Source organism: Pseudomonas lyxosi (assembly GCF_047758685.1).
GTDB classification, from domain to species: domain Bacteria; phylum Pseudomonadota; class Gammaproteobacteria; order Pseudomonadales; family Pseudomonadaceae; genus Aquipseudomonas; species Aquipseudomonas lyxosi.
In genome coordinates, this window is the sequence record NZ_CP180481.1 from 6,173,128 (window position 1) to 6,188,544 (window position 15,417).

A 15,417-nucleotide genomic window follows, 5' to 3' on the forward strand; every position below is an offset into this window, starting at 1 on the left:
ACGAAGGGTCAACACTGGCACAATCGGAATAACCATTATGAATAAAAAATCACAAGTGAGCTTCCTGGCTTTAGCTATCTGCTTACCCAGCATCGCACTGGCAACTGAAAAAATTGATCGTGTGTCCTTTTTTAAAAAGTGCGAGCAAACCGTAAAATCGAAGCGCAGTTTTACCGCGCTAGATAGGGAAGAAATGCGGACGTTCAAACTCGACAACAGAATTTTAAATGGTAGTGGACGACAGGGAATAAACTACATATTCGATGAAATAGAAAGGGTACCCCACCGAACCTCAAACTTGAAACAAGTGGCCTACGTCATCGGCACAGCCTATCGTGAAAGTGAAGGTTCAATGCTATCCACCACGAAGGAAAAATTATGGTGCCTTACAGAAGAAAGCTGTCGCGCCATGGGAAAGGAATTAAAAAAATACGCAAAAATTGATCCTAAAACAAACAAAAACTATGTAGGGCGAGGTTACGCCCAGCTCACATGGAGTGAGAACTACTTAAAGTTTGGAAAACTATTAAGCTTAACCCCGAACACAGCACTTTATATCAATCCTGATCTAGCGATGGATCCAGAGATCGCAGCAAGAATCCTAACCATTGGCATGTATCGTGGTGAGTTTACGAAATACAAACTAGAAAACTTTTTCAGTAACAGTAAAGAGGAATGGATAAAAGCGCGAAAGATCGTTAATCCGCATTCTCCGCGCGCGCACGTGACGGCTGGATATGGGATGTTATTTTACGAGTGTCTCGGTGGAAAACCTGAGATTTCAGAAGACACTGAAGGTAAATTAGTCTGGCCTGGTTAAGCGAAGGATGGATGTTTATTTGTTCGTACAGATAACCAAGAGTTTTCAATCGATCCTTTCGAATTAGCCATTTATAGAAAAGAAAATTTACCTAGGCACAACGTGCCTAGGTATTCAATCTGCTACTTCAAGCACGACCTTCTGTGGCTTACCGGAGACATTTGCCTTGCCCTCCTTACCTCCGTTGCACTCTACCGATACCGTCCGCCCCAACGGGGTGAGCGTGTGATCCACCGACTCCACCAGGTATCACGATCGAGCCCGCGGGCGATCGGTATGCATCGGCGGCATGCCCTCGGGCACGTAGGGGTTGTCCAGGTGCGAAATCAGCGGTTCGCTCGGTGACCGAGTCGTGAACGCGACGTTCCCGATGGACTGATATGGATGCTTCAGGTAAAAACATACGCCAGGCGGCGGATTGAGATCACTGGAGAGTTGAAGGATTTGATTGATCGAATCATGTCCCGAAAATCAGAACACAAGGTCGGTTCGACGAGGCTGATCAGCTTGATCCACATGGGTGTCAGGCACGATTCGGTCGTAGCCAACGATGAGGAAACGGGTTCAACCGGTCAGGTTGAGTTAAAGGTCAAACCCTGCAGTTAGAACTGCAGGACGCGCGGTCTTTTAACCTTGACTCGAGACCGGCTAATGGGTGTCCGCCTTATCCGTCCCCTTTATCCCCTCTTAATCCCCTTTATCCCTGAGCTCAGGCCGCTCTTGAAACTGGATACCTTAGGGCATGTTTTTTAGGGCTCATTTATCATCGGGCTTAATACTATTTGTGCGAATATATTGAACACCCACACCGTCGACAATAGTAGTGGAGTTAAAAAATCGATTAAGATCTATATGATTTGGCTCGCCTTTGGATTGCTTATCGGCGGATGCAAAAACCCCGCGATGGGTATATTGATGAACAATACATCGGTTTCCGCCCGAAGCAGAGAAGCACACTCGACCGATCGTTTTTTTACTAAAGTCAATATCTGATGCGTCGGCTCGGGTGTTTGCTAGCCAGATTGGCATTCCGTGTATTATCTTATTATCTTCTCGCTCTGCATATAGAAGATAATCTTGAAATATCGCTGGAAAAGTATAAAAAAATGTTATCAACTGTGGATACGTTTTTCTAACTTCGACTATCCAACTGCCAACCATCGCGCCATAGAACCCGCCATAAGCTTGCCTCTGCAAACTAGTTGGTTTGAGCGTGTCAGCAAACACATCTTCCACATCTAATGCAATCATTTGTCCTGAAAGACCAGCGATATTTGTGGCTGGAAAATTTTCTGGATGAGCCGTTTGCAAATCCTTTACAAACTGGGCAGCTTGGAGACGTCCAATTTCGCGTCCTTTTTCTAGTAGGTCGGCATAGGCAGATACATTATCCTTGTTGAATATTTTAGGATTTTTTTGGTACGCTCCGGGAACATCTAGAAAATAATATGGCACAACCACCACTGTCTGAGCTAAGAGTTTTTGGTAATGTTTTTGATAGCCTCCAATAGAATTTGCTCTCATTTTCACAAAGGCAAATGTCGCTCCGCATCGGCGCAGTTCGTCGTAGCGGACATTGTTGTATTCAGATAAATCTACCCCATGAACAACTTCAGTGTTTATATTGTTGATGACGAGATCTACGAAACCATAAACAACGGCACCTGAGTCGGTTTTTGTCTTGCCCCAAGGTTTCGGGTTCTCAAATTTTGTACCTGGCGCTTGCGAGTTGGGTACGCAATCTTTTTCTGCCAAAGCTTGATTGCTGGCAATTATACAAAAAACGCCTAAAATCAAAGAGTTTTTTAAATTATTCATTTTGAAAAAAGCTCCTTCATTTCCAACTCAGTGCCATAAAATCGATTTAAGTCTATTGGTGCGTCCTTTTCGTAAACTCCGAAACCACCAAAGCTTGTATATTGGTGCAGAATACATCTGTTTGTTTTTTCAGATCCACACAACTCGGAGACTTTGGCGAGCTTTATCGGATCTTTTTCTCTGTCAAATTTGTCACCATCATCATTTCGCCATCTGATCCAGATTGATGTCTTGGAAAGATCGCAGGCAGTACCATGATCAAGGTATGTGGCATAAACATATGGGGTCGTGAAAAGTATGACTTTCGAGGTGTATTTTGATTTTTGTAATGTATTTATCCACTCGCACACCATAGACTCATAAAGTGGTGAAAGTTGCTGCTTCTCCAACAAGGTCGCCTCTGCTAAAGGGTCGGTTGTGGCGTCAATAACAGACCGAAGATATGTAGGAGCCTCAGAACCTGTTAAAGGATCAGGTCGAGGATCCAGTTCCAAAACCTCATCTAGCTTTGAGATAAATAGTGATGCTTGAGATCTAGCGGACTCTAATGCCGGCCCCATCAAATCTTTTATAATTGCGGGGCGTTCATCAATGCTTGCCGCTTTTAGATGCTTAATTTCTTCAGGGATTATACTAAGATTGTGATAAGGACCCACATAAAGCCCCGCAGACCTTGCGTTTGCCCAATGGACCCGATATAGGGTTTCGTTCTTTTCGGAACTTCCTCCAGACAATCTGACATAAGCGAACATTGCACCGCATTTTTTTGCCTTGTCAAAATTCAGTTCGTCCTGGTACTTTGATACATCAACGCCATGTACAACTGGTGTATTATCGGCCAAACTGACGAAGCCTCTAGGAATGATTCCATCATTTGTGGGGTAGCCAGTCTTTGAAAGGCTAGATTGATGAAATTCAAATTTGCCGGGAGCAAGCGGCCGTGAGCACTCTGCATAGCTACCAGTTGAGAATTGTAATAACACCAAGCACGCAAATAGCTCCACTAACAACTCGCGTGATAAACTACGACTATTTTTTTGTAAATATTTCTCCTTTTTAAAAAATCGATTATTTTCTTTTACATTTATAGATTTACCAAAATAATTTAGCAGAACTCCAGAGAACAAAGCATCGTTGCTTTTTTTGGCATAGGGTTCCTCGAGCATTAAGAAATTCCACATAGGAACAGCCCTCCTACCCATTAAAAGAAATTAAGCATAACAGTCACAATATGGCGTCAAAGATTACTTTGGTTTAGCTTAAAAAACTGCGTTTGCAAACACTAATGGCGATTTTTTCTAAAATCGTTTTCCTCGATGTTGCGCAACATGCAAAAACCCCCTTCCGAACTAGGATACACGGGCAGGAAAAAAGGCGAACACACCGCGTTTCCTGGCTGATATCGAGCGGTTGGTGCCTTGGGCAGAACTGGAGGCGAAGGTGGTGCCGTTCTAATGCGAGACCACAAGCAAGCGAGGTTCCCCGCAATGGGATTGCTGCGCACGCAGGGCATGCAGCAGTGTCGGTTTCTCCGATGAATGCACCGAAGATGCTGCCTACGACAGCCAGGCCATTTGTGGCTTTTTGGGCATCGACTTGGGCGGCGAGTCGGCACCGGACGCTACTACCTATTGTGTTTTCGCCGCTTGCTGGAAACTCATCAGCTGACGATGGTGCTATTTGAAAACGAAATACCGGCATCTGGTGAGTCGTGGTCTGATCAAAGAAGGTACCACTGTCGATGCCGCCCTGATCGCCGCGCCGCCCTAGGTCAAGAATCGAGAACACAAGCGCGAACCTGAGATGCATCAGGTCAAAAAAGGCAATCAGTGGCACTTCAGGATGAAGGCCTAGAGTGGTGTCGACGCCATGTCGGGGTTGGCGCACAGCTTGGTGGGGACGGCAACGTCCTCAGGCCTGCTTCGCCGAACGTTGGGCGATATCGCTCAGCTCGGACGCCGGCACCACCGCTTCACCGGCACTGACCGCCTAGAGGCTGCTGTCCTGGTAAAGCTTGCGCGACAGGAACAACTGGTTGACATTGATGCCGTTACGCCGAGCGACCACTGAAACGGTTTGTCCTGCCTTAAAACTTTCGGTAACCATGCCAAGTTTTCGCTTTGGGCTCCAGCACCACCGCTCCTAACCCAAAAGCTCCCCACTCTTATCGTTGCTATTTTTCATAAACATAACCGGTTGCCTATCCCTAATCGTAAGGGGAAACGGTGTCCTGTCTTTCATGGGGCTCGCTCATTGCGAATCAGTACACGACATACCTAGATACGGGCATTGAAATACACTCTGCAACAGACAAGCTGCTCTTCTGTGCAGTAGGTGTGCAATTTTAAGGGTTGTCCATCCTGGAGCAATGTCTTGCGATTGATCGTATGTCCTTTAGGGATACCTTCAAATTGATTGCCCCATAGAGTTAGTATTTTGTCACCTTGATCTGCTAGGAAAAAGCCCGCATGGCCATTCCCAGATGATTTGACGTTTTTGAAAACTACGATGTCGTTAGGTCTTGTACAATCAGTGGTCTTTCCCCCGTTTCTAAAGGAAAGCGCCCTAGCAATTAGGGTTTGTGGACTTGCGCCTGCTGGCATAGTTTTGCCGGTAGCGGCTTTCATCAAGCAGTAGTTCATGTAAGTCGCACACCAAGCACTCGCAACACCACTCGGCTGCAATTTTGTGGCCTTAAAAAACTGTACGATCACCTGATTCCATTGCACAGGCCAAGCCATGATGTGTTGCTTACGATCATCTCCAAACTTGCCTTGGCCGACATCGTGAAAGTAAATCGCAACATCGATGACGGAGCAGTTGCTCGGAACACCGTCCAGTATTTTCCTCGCTAGCGATTCTTCGGCGTTTGTAGCTACCATGGTACACATCGGCTGATAGTCGGTAGGAAATTTGTCTTTGAACACTGCTGGACCGGCCGGGGTTATCCTGGTTTGAGTATCTTCATGAGATACTTCTGCCAAGTCAGGACTGGTGGCGAGACTTAAGCGTGGGGCAATAAGGGTGATACTGCTTACGAAAAGAATCTCACGTCTAGAAAGTGCCATGATGTCCCCCTCGGCGACGTGATGAAGTGCTGCTCATGGTCCAATGAGTCAGACCGTCTTAAAAATGGTATAGCAGATACCCCCTAACTTGCTCGGGAGATGCTGAACAATGCACCCCTTTACGCGCCCGCCATGATCGAACAATTTTTTCAATCTACCGGTCTGATACTGGGTATCCCGGGCCAATTTCAGGTCCGATTTTTTACCAATTAGCGAGTACGCCCCACCCTTCAGGAGGATTTATCCTCATGCGTGTTGAAAATACCGTTTTAACCTGTATCGGATTGGCCAATCCGAACTGACTGAACGGCTGCACCAAGTTCTTTTCCAGTCCGCGGCAAAGGACTGCTGCAGCGCAGATGGTTTCACAAGGGCACAATCAATCTTTGCCTCGAAGCTACCCAAGCGCAGCCGCAAATGTTAGGCAGCGATACAGGACTTTTTTGGCTGGGATACCCAGTGCAGCATTGCTGATAATCGGATTCAGGGGTTATGGTCTAGGCTTACATGCTGAACTCATCTGCTGAACAACTAGTTCACTAGACCGCAACAGCCTGTGCTGATGCAGGTACCAAGAGTGCCCAAGCTTGCTTGAAAGCCGTTTCCAATCAAATCCTTTCTGCGTTATCCGGGTGTTCCCCGTGGCTGGTTTTGTTGCAGAACCGGCGAATTCGGGTGGTGGCCAAGGTCAGCAGATACTGTGTTTCTTGTTCAGGATGGCATAACTGTCAACACAAGCTCGCGCCCCATGTGGCAACTTCGAACCGGTCTCCACCTCCCACAATAATTGTCGAGCTAGCGGCGAAACCGAGCCGGTGGGTACTAACCAAGATGGTGATCTAGGTTGGCTTGACGTGGTCCGTACTCTCTACAAAAAACCTGGCGCAGCGAGCGCAATGAGCTAATCTCCGCCAGGGCTAAGTCTATGCGTGCCCTGCACCTGTTTGATTAGGTGGATTATAGGACGCCTCCAAAAGGACAAACCATCGAGGGCTATCCATGCTTTTACGCACACTCTTGTCATTGATGCTTTTATACTTCATCCCTCAAGTGCAGGCCGAGTCTATTCGACTGACCATGTATGACGACGGCCTTTCATGCCCAGGGAATTGTGATGCGCACGTTGTATTTGAGGCTAACCTGAATGGTACAGAGTTCGCTCATAGCCCTAGCACTCAGGCTCGACCATTTACGAAGTGCGTCAACGGACAAAAATGCCGAATATGCCTGGAGTCAGGCGGTAAACAGTGCCTGGAGACTATTTATCGAGGCGGGGGACCAGCACCTAAAACTTTTGACTTCACGGCAGCTTTTTATCAAAAGGCATGTGCTACTGCGCCTGAGCAACCGTTGCTTGCAGCAAAATGTTTGCAATTAGAACGGGCAGCCAAAACGCTGGTAGGCCGTATCAACTGCATCGCGAGTCCAGACAATAGCGCCTGTAGATCACTTATGCCGCTAGCTATAGCCGCTCGAGATCAGGACCAAGTAAAGTACCGTAGATGCACGTCGATGGGAGCGGCGATATACAATCGGACAGTTTCTGCCAGCGAGAAGCGATCTCTAAATTGTGCATATGAGTTCAATGGCACTGGGGGTCCGAACTCGGCTGGAACAACTTGGCGGAGGTTGCTACCGGGAGCATGTCGCGCAGGAACGTTTGTCGGCCGAGATGGGCTGGATTGTTGCAGCGGAATTCTTCTCGCTGACGGCCCCTTGGTTCAAGAGTGCTCACGATTCTACCCAGAACCATAATGCGTCACCGATTGACGGAGCGGACTGTCTTCATAGTTGAGTCGGGGTAAATGGCTGTCACCCGGAAGAGTGCGAGCGGGAAGTGGGGAAGGCTTGGGAAGATTGCTGACCGACAGCTGTGGGTCCAGGCTGTGTGAAAACACCTGCAATTGTCTAATCTTCTGTTCGTCGAGATCGTAGCGGGGGCGATCATGAAGCGATTTATTGAAGGTGAGGCTCGGACGCAAGTCACGTTGCTGCCGGAGTGTCTGGACGATTACGTAGCCGAAGAAAATCCAGTGCGCGTGGTCGATGTTTTCGTCGATGAACTCGACCTGGGCGCACTTGGTTTTGAGGGCGTCGATCCTGCCGCAACGGGTCGTCCTGCCTACCACCCAGCGGTGTTGCTGAAGATCTATATCTACGGCTACCTCAATCGGATTCAGTCCAGCCGTCGGCTTGAGCGTGAGGCCGAGCGCAACGTCGAGTTGATGTGGCTAACGGGGCGTTTGGCTCCGGACTTCAAAACCATTGCCGACTTTCGCAAAGACAACGGCAAAGCCATCCGCAGCGTATGCCGCCAGTTCGTAGTTCTTTGCCGCAACCTCAACCTCTTCTCCCAGTCGATCATCGCCATCGACGGCAGCAAATTCAAAGCCGTCAATAATCGCGACCGCAACTTCACTCAGGGCAAAGTGAAGGCACGCATGCAGCAGATCGAGCAGAGCATTGATCGCTATCTGGCGGCGATGGATTCGGCGGATCGGGCAACGCCTGAAGTGGCCGAGGCCAAAGCTGAGCGGCTTAAAGAAAAGATAGAAACACTGAAAAAGCAGATGCAGAAACTCAAGGAAATCGAGGTGCAGCTCCACGAAAGTCCAGACCAGCAGATCTCCCTCACAGACCCAGATGCACGCTCAATGGCCACGAGCGGCCGAGGCACCGGAACGGTTGGTTACAACGTACAAACAGCTGTCGACGACAAACACCATCTGATCGTTGCCCATGAGGTGACCAACGTTGGTAATGATCGTGGGCAACTGAGCAATATGGCGAACCAAGCGCGTGAAGAAATCGTGGCTGAATCGCTAACGGTGGTGGCCGACCGAGGCTATTACAAAGGTCTGGAAATCCTTGCTTGCGAGCAAGCCGGCATCACTACCTACGTACCGAAACCCCTCACATCTGGCAGCAAAGCCGAAGGCAGATTCGGCAAGCAGGATTTCATTTATCTTATTGCGTCGAACGAGTATCGATGCCCTGCGGGGCAGTTACTAACCAGGCGGCATTCGTCGATGGAAGACGGCATGTTATTGCATTGTTACTACTTCTCGGGCTGCCAGTCTTGCTCAATGCAAAAACAATGTACGACGGGTAAGGAGCGTCGGGTGAAGCGCTGGGAACACGAGGCTGTAGTCGACGCGATGCAGGTTCGGCTAGAACATGATCCAGCGATGATGAGGGTTCGTCGACAGACCGTTGAACATCCTTTTGGAACGCTCAAGTTCTGGATGGGAAGTACCCACTTCCTGACCAAAACACTGCCGAGAGTGAGCACTGAGATGAGCCTTCATGTGCTCGCCTACAACCTCAAACGAATGATGAGCATCTTCGGTATTCCAGGGTTGCTTGAAGCGATCAGTGCGTGATCAACACGCTTGATCGTCCGTGAGCGACCGTTTGGGCCGCTCACGCGGCCCAAACGGCATTACGAACACCTATGTAGCTGACTTTGGCAATTCGCGCTTTCGCCCGCTGATTCCACAGGCAACCTTCGCAACTCTCAGTATCCAACGCGTTTTCACACAGCCTGGGTCGTTTCTTACCTCTCGCGACGGGCCAAAAACGGCCAAAAGCGGCCGGCGAGTACCAACAAGAGTCGGAGATCAGTGGGGCGTTCGGTTGCGTCTACTAAGCCAGGGGCTATTCAATGCTACGCTTCCTGTGATTCGTACTCGAACCCTCATCTAGGGCCAAAAAATGACAGCACTGAGGTTCTTTTTCGTGAAGTACAGATATCGCCTCAAGTCGTCGCTCGATAGCGAGTCCTGGTCCGAAGGCACAAGGCCGATTCGGGCGGATGGCCAATAAGATGCCAATTACAGTGCTAGGCAAATGCTCCCGCAGGAGATGCCAGATCATGTGGTTGAAATTTTAGACCTCAGAAACGAACCATAGGCCGCATACATGTCAACCGAACACCATCAAGCAACATCTGTGTCGCTTCCTCCGGAGTCGGCGATTGCTAAAGCCTACGCATCGATGAATCTCGCCGACGCTTACTCGATCGAGCTTCCCACCGGAGCGTCAACCAATCCCGAATTGTTGGCGAGGTTCATCTTCGCTCACCAAGCGCCTTGGGTCAGCAGCCTCTTAACGGTTCGAGACGCGCTCGTAGCCGGTTTCGGCCTCAAGACAGCTAAGCATCTCGCATCACTGGATGCGGAGAGCGGAGCGGGCCGACTCGGCATCTTTAAGATCTACAGCACAAGTCCAACTGAAGTTGTTCTTGGAGAAGACGACAAGCACCTGGACTTCAGGCTCTCTGTTCTGTGTTCCGGTCAGTCGTCGCCGGGAGCTAAACGTCACTTGACTCTGTCGACCGTTGTTCATTGCCACAATCGCTTAGGTCGTCTCTATATTTTTCTCATTGCCCCGTTTCATCGCTTAGTCGTTCAGTCCAATCTTCGTAGTGCGGCACGGATCGGCTGGCCGTCGGCGACGGAGGCGTAAGCCAAAGTCCAAATCATCATGCGCGGCCAACTGAGGTCTAACCCTTCCCTCAACTCGGACCGCAACCGAAGACTGCCGCTGCGCGGCATAGGTTGCGGCCTGTTAGCTCGGCTTTGAACGACAGCTTCCGGGAAGCATGACCGACGGCAAAGGGTCGTCTTCTGCCGGTCATAACCAGGAGCCGTGCTGGTCAAATCCGGTCCAAAGGACTGGTCAGGTCGAACGCAAACAATTTACCCACCAGCCCCAGCCACCGGCAAGATGATCTAGGATTCCCGCATATCACTCAAGGACGATAATAGCCATGCCAGATAACTCAAAAGCCAAGATCGCCACAGCGGACGCACTGACATTGCTCCTGCACAACCAGCACGCCATAGGTGCTGCCATAGAAGAAATTACGAAGTGGCTCTCTGAGAATGGGGAGAGGAGTGTTGCAGCTAACGCTATAGCGGCCATGGAAACGCTGGACACAAATGCTCAAGCCATCACAGACGCCATTATGCAGCTACGCCAGTCGTAGGCGTCGTCTAACACCCCCTGCTCCCTTCATGTGCCTACATTTCTTTCAACTACACAGTTATCTGTCAATGCTTCACATAGGCCCTATTTCCGCCTGATGTAATACAGTAATGCCCGCCCCGAGGCCCATAACAAAAATTCCCGCCGCCGCAGCTGCAGTCAGGTTCGGAGTAACCGCTATCGGATCTGGTTTTGGCCGAGCTTGTTGAGGTCTTTGGGATTTTTATGGCTTTAACCTGCTCAACCCGACTGGTCACGAATGAATCCGTGGTCTTCACGTTGCGGATGATCCGGCACTCAAGCACAGTCACCATTGCCGCCCCTAACCGGGAATCGCTCTTACCCAATTTTTCGAACGCATCAATGGCGTAACCTCGCTGGTCCATATGGGTGTTGTACGCATACACATACTTGCTGCGCATAGGCTCTTTGGCAGCCTGCTGAAGTATGGAAGTGAATGCCGGTGCTATGGGGCGACCCAAAGCCCGCAGTCGGTCAACAACCTTTGTTGATGCGCCTTCGCGGCCCACCAAGTCCTCCGATAAGTCAGCCCACAGGACCTCTGAGATCAGTCGAGTGAGCCCTGCCAACTGTCGCGGATCAAGCGATGGAAAGAAGTGCTTTTCAAGGTTTGGTGCCAAGCAATACTCGGTGTAGAACTGTTCAACATCTTGGCCGGGTTCCCACGGAGAAACACTTTCTGCATACACATAGGCGACCGGCCAAAAGGCCACAGTCAAAAATACAATCACTCGAAACATAGGACCGTCCTTTTCCTATCAGTTAGTGTCGCCCAGATAACGCTAATTTAAGCCTCGCCAAAAAACTCAGAAGGTAAATAACTTTCACCATGCCATTGTACTGGACGTGGATCGTGGCGACCGTGTCAGGCTCCTTTTTGTACGGAGCCTGTATGTAAAAGGACTTGATTGCTTGACTCTCGATGCGAATCTTTTCAGCTGGCTCCAGAAACTGATATCCCGGGTGCCACGCTTCGAATTCTTCACCCGAAACCGTACGAACCCGCACTTTTCTAATCGTTATCGGAGAATCGTGAGTCTGAATGTCCACGGTGTAGAAGTGAATCAAAGTAGTCTCACGTCCCCGCATATCCTGGCCTTGCATCGCCCCAAACTCAGAGCTGGCTTGCTCCCGAGCTTCATAGGAAACATCGAAAGGTTTCGGTGGCATAAGACGTGTGAATATCCACTTCACTAGTTTAAAAATCCATTTCCACTTCCAAGCAATGAGCGCCGTTGCTAACAACGACCACACCCAGCCTGGTGTAAGACTTCCAAGACTTTCCATTATGCCTACTCGATGCCGATGGCTTGAAAATGGCCCCCTCCTTATAGAGATAGCCCGTAATGATGGAGCGGAGAGCGACTTAAAGTATTTTTTTCAGAGGTTTGCAGCATGGAAGGCAAGCATCGTTAGGACGCTGCCGTCGAGGCAAGTGCCTCCGGATGTACTTTCAAGTCGTCGCACGCCGCCGCTATCCCTACTTTCGGGTTCGTTGTCTCGCTGTGTAATCTCAGTAGCAGTCCATGCTCACTGTCTGACCGTAAGCCATCGAAGTGCAATGTGTTTGTTTGGGCGCTGTGTAGGGTTGCGGTAGTGGCTGCTGATACTGCTGACTCTGCGAGTTCAACATTTGCACGATACGCTGTCGCCGTTCGTTCTCGGCTTGAGCGAGCTGACCCGTTGCTGTCTTGTCCAGTTGCACACGACAGTTCACGTAAGCGTCTGAACCCGGTGCTGCACCATAGGACCGGCACTGGGCATCGTCTTTAGATGATTGCAGCTCCTTAGCCGCCGCCAGGATTTTAAGGGTCTCTTGTCTGTTCGCGTAGCCATTGGTACCGGGAAGGCAGTCGTCCCTCGCAACCCCCATCGAACAATCGAGTGGATGATTAGCACACCCGGCCAACACCAGCAGTGCCGCAGCTCCAATCCAGACCTTCATGCGGAAATCCTTTTGAGTGAGCCGTCCATGTTAAGGGGTGGAGTGGCCGCCTGCCATCACGCTGAATACAACATGATATTCAATCGTCACTGCGTCGGTGATTAGCCGCTGAAGGAAGTCGGCTCTTCAATCAACGTAACGCTGTACTCCCCATAAGTTAGTGTTTGATGCAAATCGATTCCAGCGGTAGCAATCCATTCGCTCCAGATTTCATCAATGTCGTCAGAGCACTGTCGCATGAAGCCGATGGTCAGAGACGCTTCCCACTTAGCCCGCAAATCAAAATCGTCATAGTTTGTCCCCGGATGGAAATCCACCACCTCATTAACCTCGGCGACAGCGGGTTTGCCGTGGGCAATGGTGTCGCGGAAATCCTTCAGCTCCTTGATGGACGAATAAGGACGTACTGAAAAGTCAGGTTCCAACCCCAGCGCCTCCACCACAAGCTCGACTTTCTTGTTGAAAACCTGCCTTTCCTTAAACCCCTCCACCTTCTGTTCGCCGACGAAGTTGAGCCGTGATTCAAAGGAGAACGCCAACATGACGAGACAGGCAGTAATGTCGAGTGAGATCCCATGCCGGCTCCCCACTGCTTCCATTTCCTCGATACGAGTCTTGAGGTGATGTGCAGTGTTGGCAATATCGTTATGGATGTTGATGATCTTCTTGGCGGTCTTCTGCACCTGACGTTTTGTCATGTCACATTCTTCGCTGGAGTCGTAGTCACCAGAGCTTACCGACTCAGTGGAACGCGTGCCATCAAGTCACTCGGCTGCCCTGGAACTAGGTCTTGCCTTTGGTGTGATCACCATATGCGTAGCCCATCCGCGATGTTTCTTGCTCACGCTCACGCCGATACATATCACTCAGTGTCCTCCTCAGCCGTTCGTGTTCGATCTTCAGGGCGGCAAGCTCCTTCGATCCGTCACGGTACATCACGATCAACCCGGCAATGGTCTTATGGGCCCTGCGTAGATCCTGACGTGTTGTGTCCAACTCAGCTTCCAGCACCGAGCAGTAGTGCTGGAGCATTTCCACGTGTGAAGGCAATCCAAGCTCAAACCCAGAATCGTCGATCAAATCGTCTTCCATCACGCACACACCAATTACTGTATATGCGTACAGTACCGATTCGCAAGCGGTCGCTCAAGCGAGAGATGACAGGTGGTGATGAGGATCAAGTTATGGGAAAAGAAAATGCGATGGATGAGCAGGACGCTCTACTGAGTCACTGGAGTGGGTATTGCAGACACGATAATATGCCGCTCAAGGTGCACCACTTGGGTGTACCTAAACGCTGTCACACTTCGAGTTTTTTGACTGATAAATCCTTGTAAAATCAAGGACTTAGAGATAGGAGGCAACCCCACCAGCCACACCCCGGCACACAATGTTCCCGCTGTGGCTGCTTCCTTCCGGATCTGACCAGGTTCACGGGTAATCGTTGCGGGGGGACCGATGGGGTCACCATAACGACGCCCGCCTGACGGCGAGCCGCGCCATTGTACCTATCTGAGACGAAGTTACAACCGTTCGGGCGGATTAAAAAATATGAGAGGGCTCAAGCACTTGCTACTGCGCCTGCAACACCTCATCCGCCCGGCCGCCCTCTTGCTGGATCACCAGGTGGATGAAGTGCAGCTTGGCGATTACTGCCGGCGGCAGGACGAACGGATAGAAATCAGGCTGCCCCATGCTGCGTGACAGTTCATTCAGCATGCCGGCCAGTTCGATCCACGCATTGACGAACGACAGGAACGCCGCGCCGCCGGGATGCTGTGGATCGTAGAGGGTGCTTGGGGGAAACGGCTGATAGTCGAAGTCCATTTCCCGCGCACTCATGCCGAACCCCAACGCCGTATCCACCGCATCCATCATGTGCAGGTAGTGAGCCCAGGTTTCGGCCCAGTCCTCCCACGGGTGCATGGTCGCGTAGGCGCTGACGTAATGTTGCTGCCAGTCGAGCGGCGCGCCTTGCTGGTAATGCTGCTCGAGGGCGTCGGCGTAGCTGGTGCGCTCGTCGCCGAACAGGCCGCGGAACGGTTCCAGCCAATGGCTGTTGGCGATCAGCCGATCCCAGTAGTAATGCCCGACTTCATGCCGAAAATGCCCGAGCAGCGTGCGGTAAGGTTCGTGCATCTGCACCCGAAGCTGCTCGCGATGAGCGTCGTCGGCTTCTTTGATATCGAGGGTGATCAGACCATTGGCGTGACCAGTGGTTGGCGGTTTGCCTTCGAGGTCGACACCGATGAAATCAAAGGCCAGCCCCGTCTCTTTGTCCACGGCTTTGGGAATCACCTGCAAACCCAGGCTGACCAACTGCGCGACCAGACGCCGCTTGGCCGTTTCGACCTTGCGCCAGCGTTCGTGGTTTTCGACAATCGAAAGGTCGGGGATGGTGTGGTTCAGGCTACAGGCGATGCATAGCGCATCGTGGTCATTGGCGGGGAGCAGCCAATTGCACGCGGCCGGGGAATCGAGGTTGGCGCAGCGGCGGAATACGCCGGCCTCGGGATCGGCGTCGAGTAACCAGGTATCAGCCTGCAAGCCGGGCTGCAGCGACGATAAACGGCTCTGCTCCGGTTGATACCCCAACGCCGCCGAACACGCCAGGCACTGGCTGTTGCGAAAAAACAGCGACTGCCCGCACCGGCACTGCCAGACCTTGCTGTTGCGCGAGCTTTCGCCCATGAAGGGCGCGGCGATGCGTGTACTGAGCTGTTCGAAGAAGCGGTACATGGCGATCTCTCCCTGGG

General features: G+C 50.9%; 13 protein-coding genes, 1 other RNA gene and 2 pseudogenes. 5 read left to right on the forward strand and 11 right to left on the reverse strand.

Translation table 11 applies throughout. From position 1 onward, the window contains the following. Positions 1–37 precede the first annotated feature (37 nt). Complete coding sequence (locus ACMXYI_RS28350; RefSeq protein ID WP_415770304.1) at positions 38–820, forward strand: hypothetical protein; 783 nt, start codon at positions 38–40, stop codon at positions 818–820. A 756-nt stretch (positions 821–1,576) separates the two neighbouring features. Here ACMXYI_RS28350 and ACMXYI_RS28355 read toward each other — a convergent pair. Continuing rightward, positions 1,577–2,638, reverse strand: coding sequence for a hypothetical protein (locus ACMXYI_RS28355; protein WP_415770306.1), 1,062 nt, complete (start codon positions 2,636–2,638; stop codon positions 1,577–1,579). After that, entirely contained in the window at positions 2,635–3,804 is a 1,170-nt protein-coding gene (locus tag ACMXYI_RS28360) for a glycoside hydrolase family 25 protein (RefSeq protein ID WP_415770308.1), read from the reverse strand. The genes ACMXYI_RS28355 and ACMXYI_RS28360 overlap by 4 nt, the downstream gene beginning before the upstream one ends. Positions 3,805–3,966: 162 nt before the next feature. Between ACMXYI_RS28360 and ACMXYI_RS28365 the strand changes: the two are divergent. Beyond that, a pseudogene (locus tag ACMXYI_RS28365) lies at positions 3,967–4,606 on the forward strand (transposase); the annotation flags it as partial. 21 nt (positions 4,607–4,627) lie between these two features. On the opposite strand, the pseudogene ACMXYI_RS28370 reads toward ACMXYI_RS28365, so the two are convergent. Both ACMXYI_RS28370 and ACMXYI_RS28375 read right to left on the reverse strand, forming a co-directional pair. Next, a pseudogene (locus ACMXYI_RS28370) lies at positions 4,628–4,756 on the reverse strand (transposase); the annotation flags it as partial. A 158-nt stretch (positions 4,757–4,914) separates the two neighbouring features. Next, the gene (locus tag ACMXYI_RS28375; protein ID WP_415770310.1) at positions 4,915–5,706 is read right to left on the reverse strand and encodes a hypothetical protein; all 792 of its coding nucleotides are present in this window, start codon (positions 5,704–5,706) and stop codon (positions 4,915–4,917) included. Positions 5,707–7,652: 1,946 nt separating this feature from the next. Between ACMXYI_RS28375 and ACMXYI_RS28380 the strand changes: the two genes are divergently transcribed. The 3 genes from ACMXYI_RS28380 (at position 7,653) to ACMXYI_RS28390 (ending at position 10,696) form a co-directional block, all read left to right on the forward strand. Continuing rightward, positions 7,653–9,089 carry an IS1182 family transposase gene (locus tag ACMXYI_RS28380; RefSeq protein WP_415770312.1) on the forward strand — a complete coding sequence of 479 codons (1,437 nt, stop codon included), beginning with the start codon at positions 7,653–7,655 and terminating at the stop codon, positions 9,087–9,089. Positions 9,090–9,627: 538 nt separating this feature from the next. Further along, positions 9,628–10,173, forward strand: a complete 546-nt coding sequence (locus tag ACMXYI_RS28385; RefSeq protein ID WP_347806450.1) for a DUF2867 domain-containing protein — start codon at positions 9,628–9,630, stop codon at positions 10,171–10,173. Between the two features lie 304 nt (positions 10,174–10,477). Then, a complete protein-coding gene (locus ACMXYI_RS28390) occupies positions 10,478–10,696 on the forward strand; it encodes a hypothetical protein (RefSeq protein ID WP_415770313.1) in 219 nt (72 codons plus the stop codon). A 64-nt stretch (positions 10,697–10,760) separates the two neighbouring features. Here the strand turns inward: ACMXYI_RS28390 and ACMXYI_RS28395 are convergent, their stop codons facing one another. The 7 genes from ACMXYI_RS28395 to ACMXYI_RS28425 all read right to left on the reverse strand — a co-directional run bounded on the left by ACMXYI_RS28395 (position 10,761) and on the right by ACMXYI_RS28425 (position 15,400). Beyond that, on the reverse strand, positions 10,761–11,456 hold the full coding sequence (locus tag ACMXYI_RS28395) for a hypothetical protein (protein WP_415770315.1): 696 nt from the start codon (positions 11,454–11,456) through the stop codon (positions 10,761–10,763). A gap of 22 nt (positions 11,457–11,478) precedes the next feature. Further along, the gene (locus ACMXYI_RS28400) at positions 11,479–12,003 is read right to left on the reverse strand and encodes a hypothetical protein (RefSeq protein ID WP_415770316.1); all 525 of its coding nucleotides are present in this window, start codon (positions 12,001–12,003) and stop codon (positions 11,479–11,481) included. 226 nt (positions 12,004–12,229) lie between these two features. Then, a complete protein-coding gene (locus tag ACMXYI_RS28405; RefSeq protein WP_415770318.1) occupies positions 12,230–12,661 on the reverse strand; it encodes a hypothetical protein in 432 nt (143 codons plus the stop codon). Between the two features lie 101 nt (positions 12,662–12,762). Beyond that, positions 12,763–13,359 (reverse strand): hypothetical protein, encoded by a 597-nt coding sequence (locus ACMXYI_RS28410; RefSeq protein WP_415770320.1) that lies wholly within the window; start codon positions 13,357–13,359, stop codon positions 12,763–12,765. A gap of 85 nt (positions 13,360–13,444) precedes the next feature. Then, positions 13,445–13,753 (reverse strand): hypothetical protein, encoded by a 309-nt coding sequence (locus ACMXYI_RS28415; RefSeq protein ID WP_415770321.1) that lies wholly within the window; start codon positions 13,751–13,753, stop codon positions 13,445–13,447. A gap of 272 nt (positions 13,754–14,025) precedes the next feature. Further along, positions 14,026–14,122: signal recognition particle sRNA small type (ffs, locus tag ACMXYI_RS28420), an RNA gene on the reverse strand. Between the two features lie 111 nt (positions 14,123–14,233). Next, complete coding sequence (locus tag ACMXYI_RS28425; RefSeq protein WP_415770322.1) at positions 14,234–15,400, reverse strand: zinc-binding metallopeptidase family protein; 1,167 nt, start codon at positions 15,398–15,400, stop codon at positions 14,234–14,236. Between the last annotated feature and the right edge of the window lie 17 nt (positions 15,401–15,417).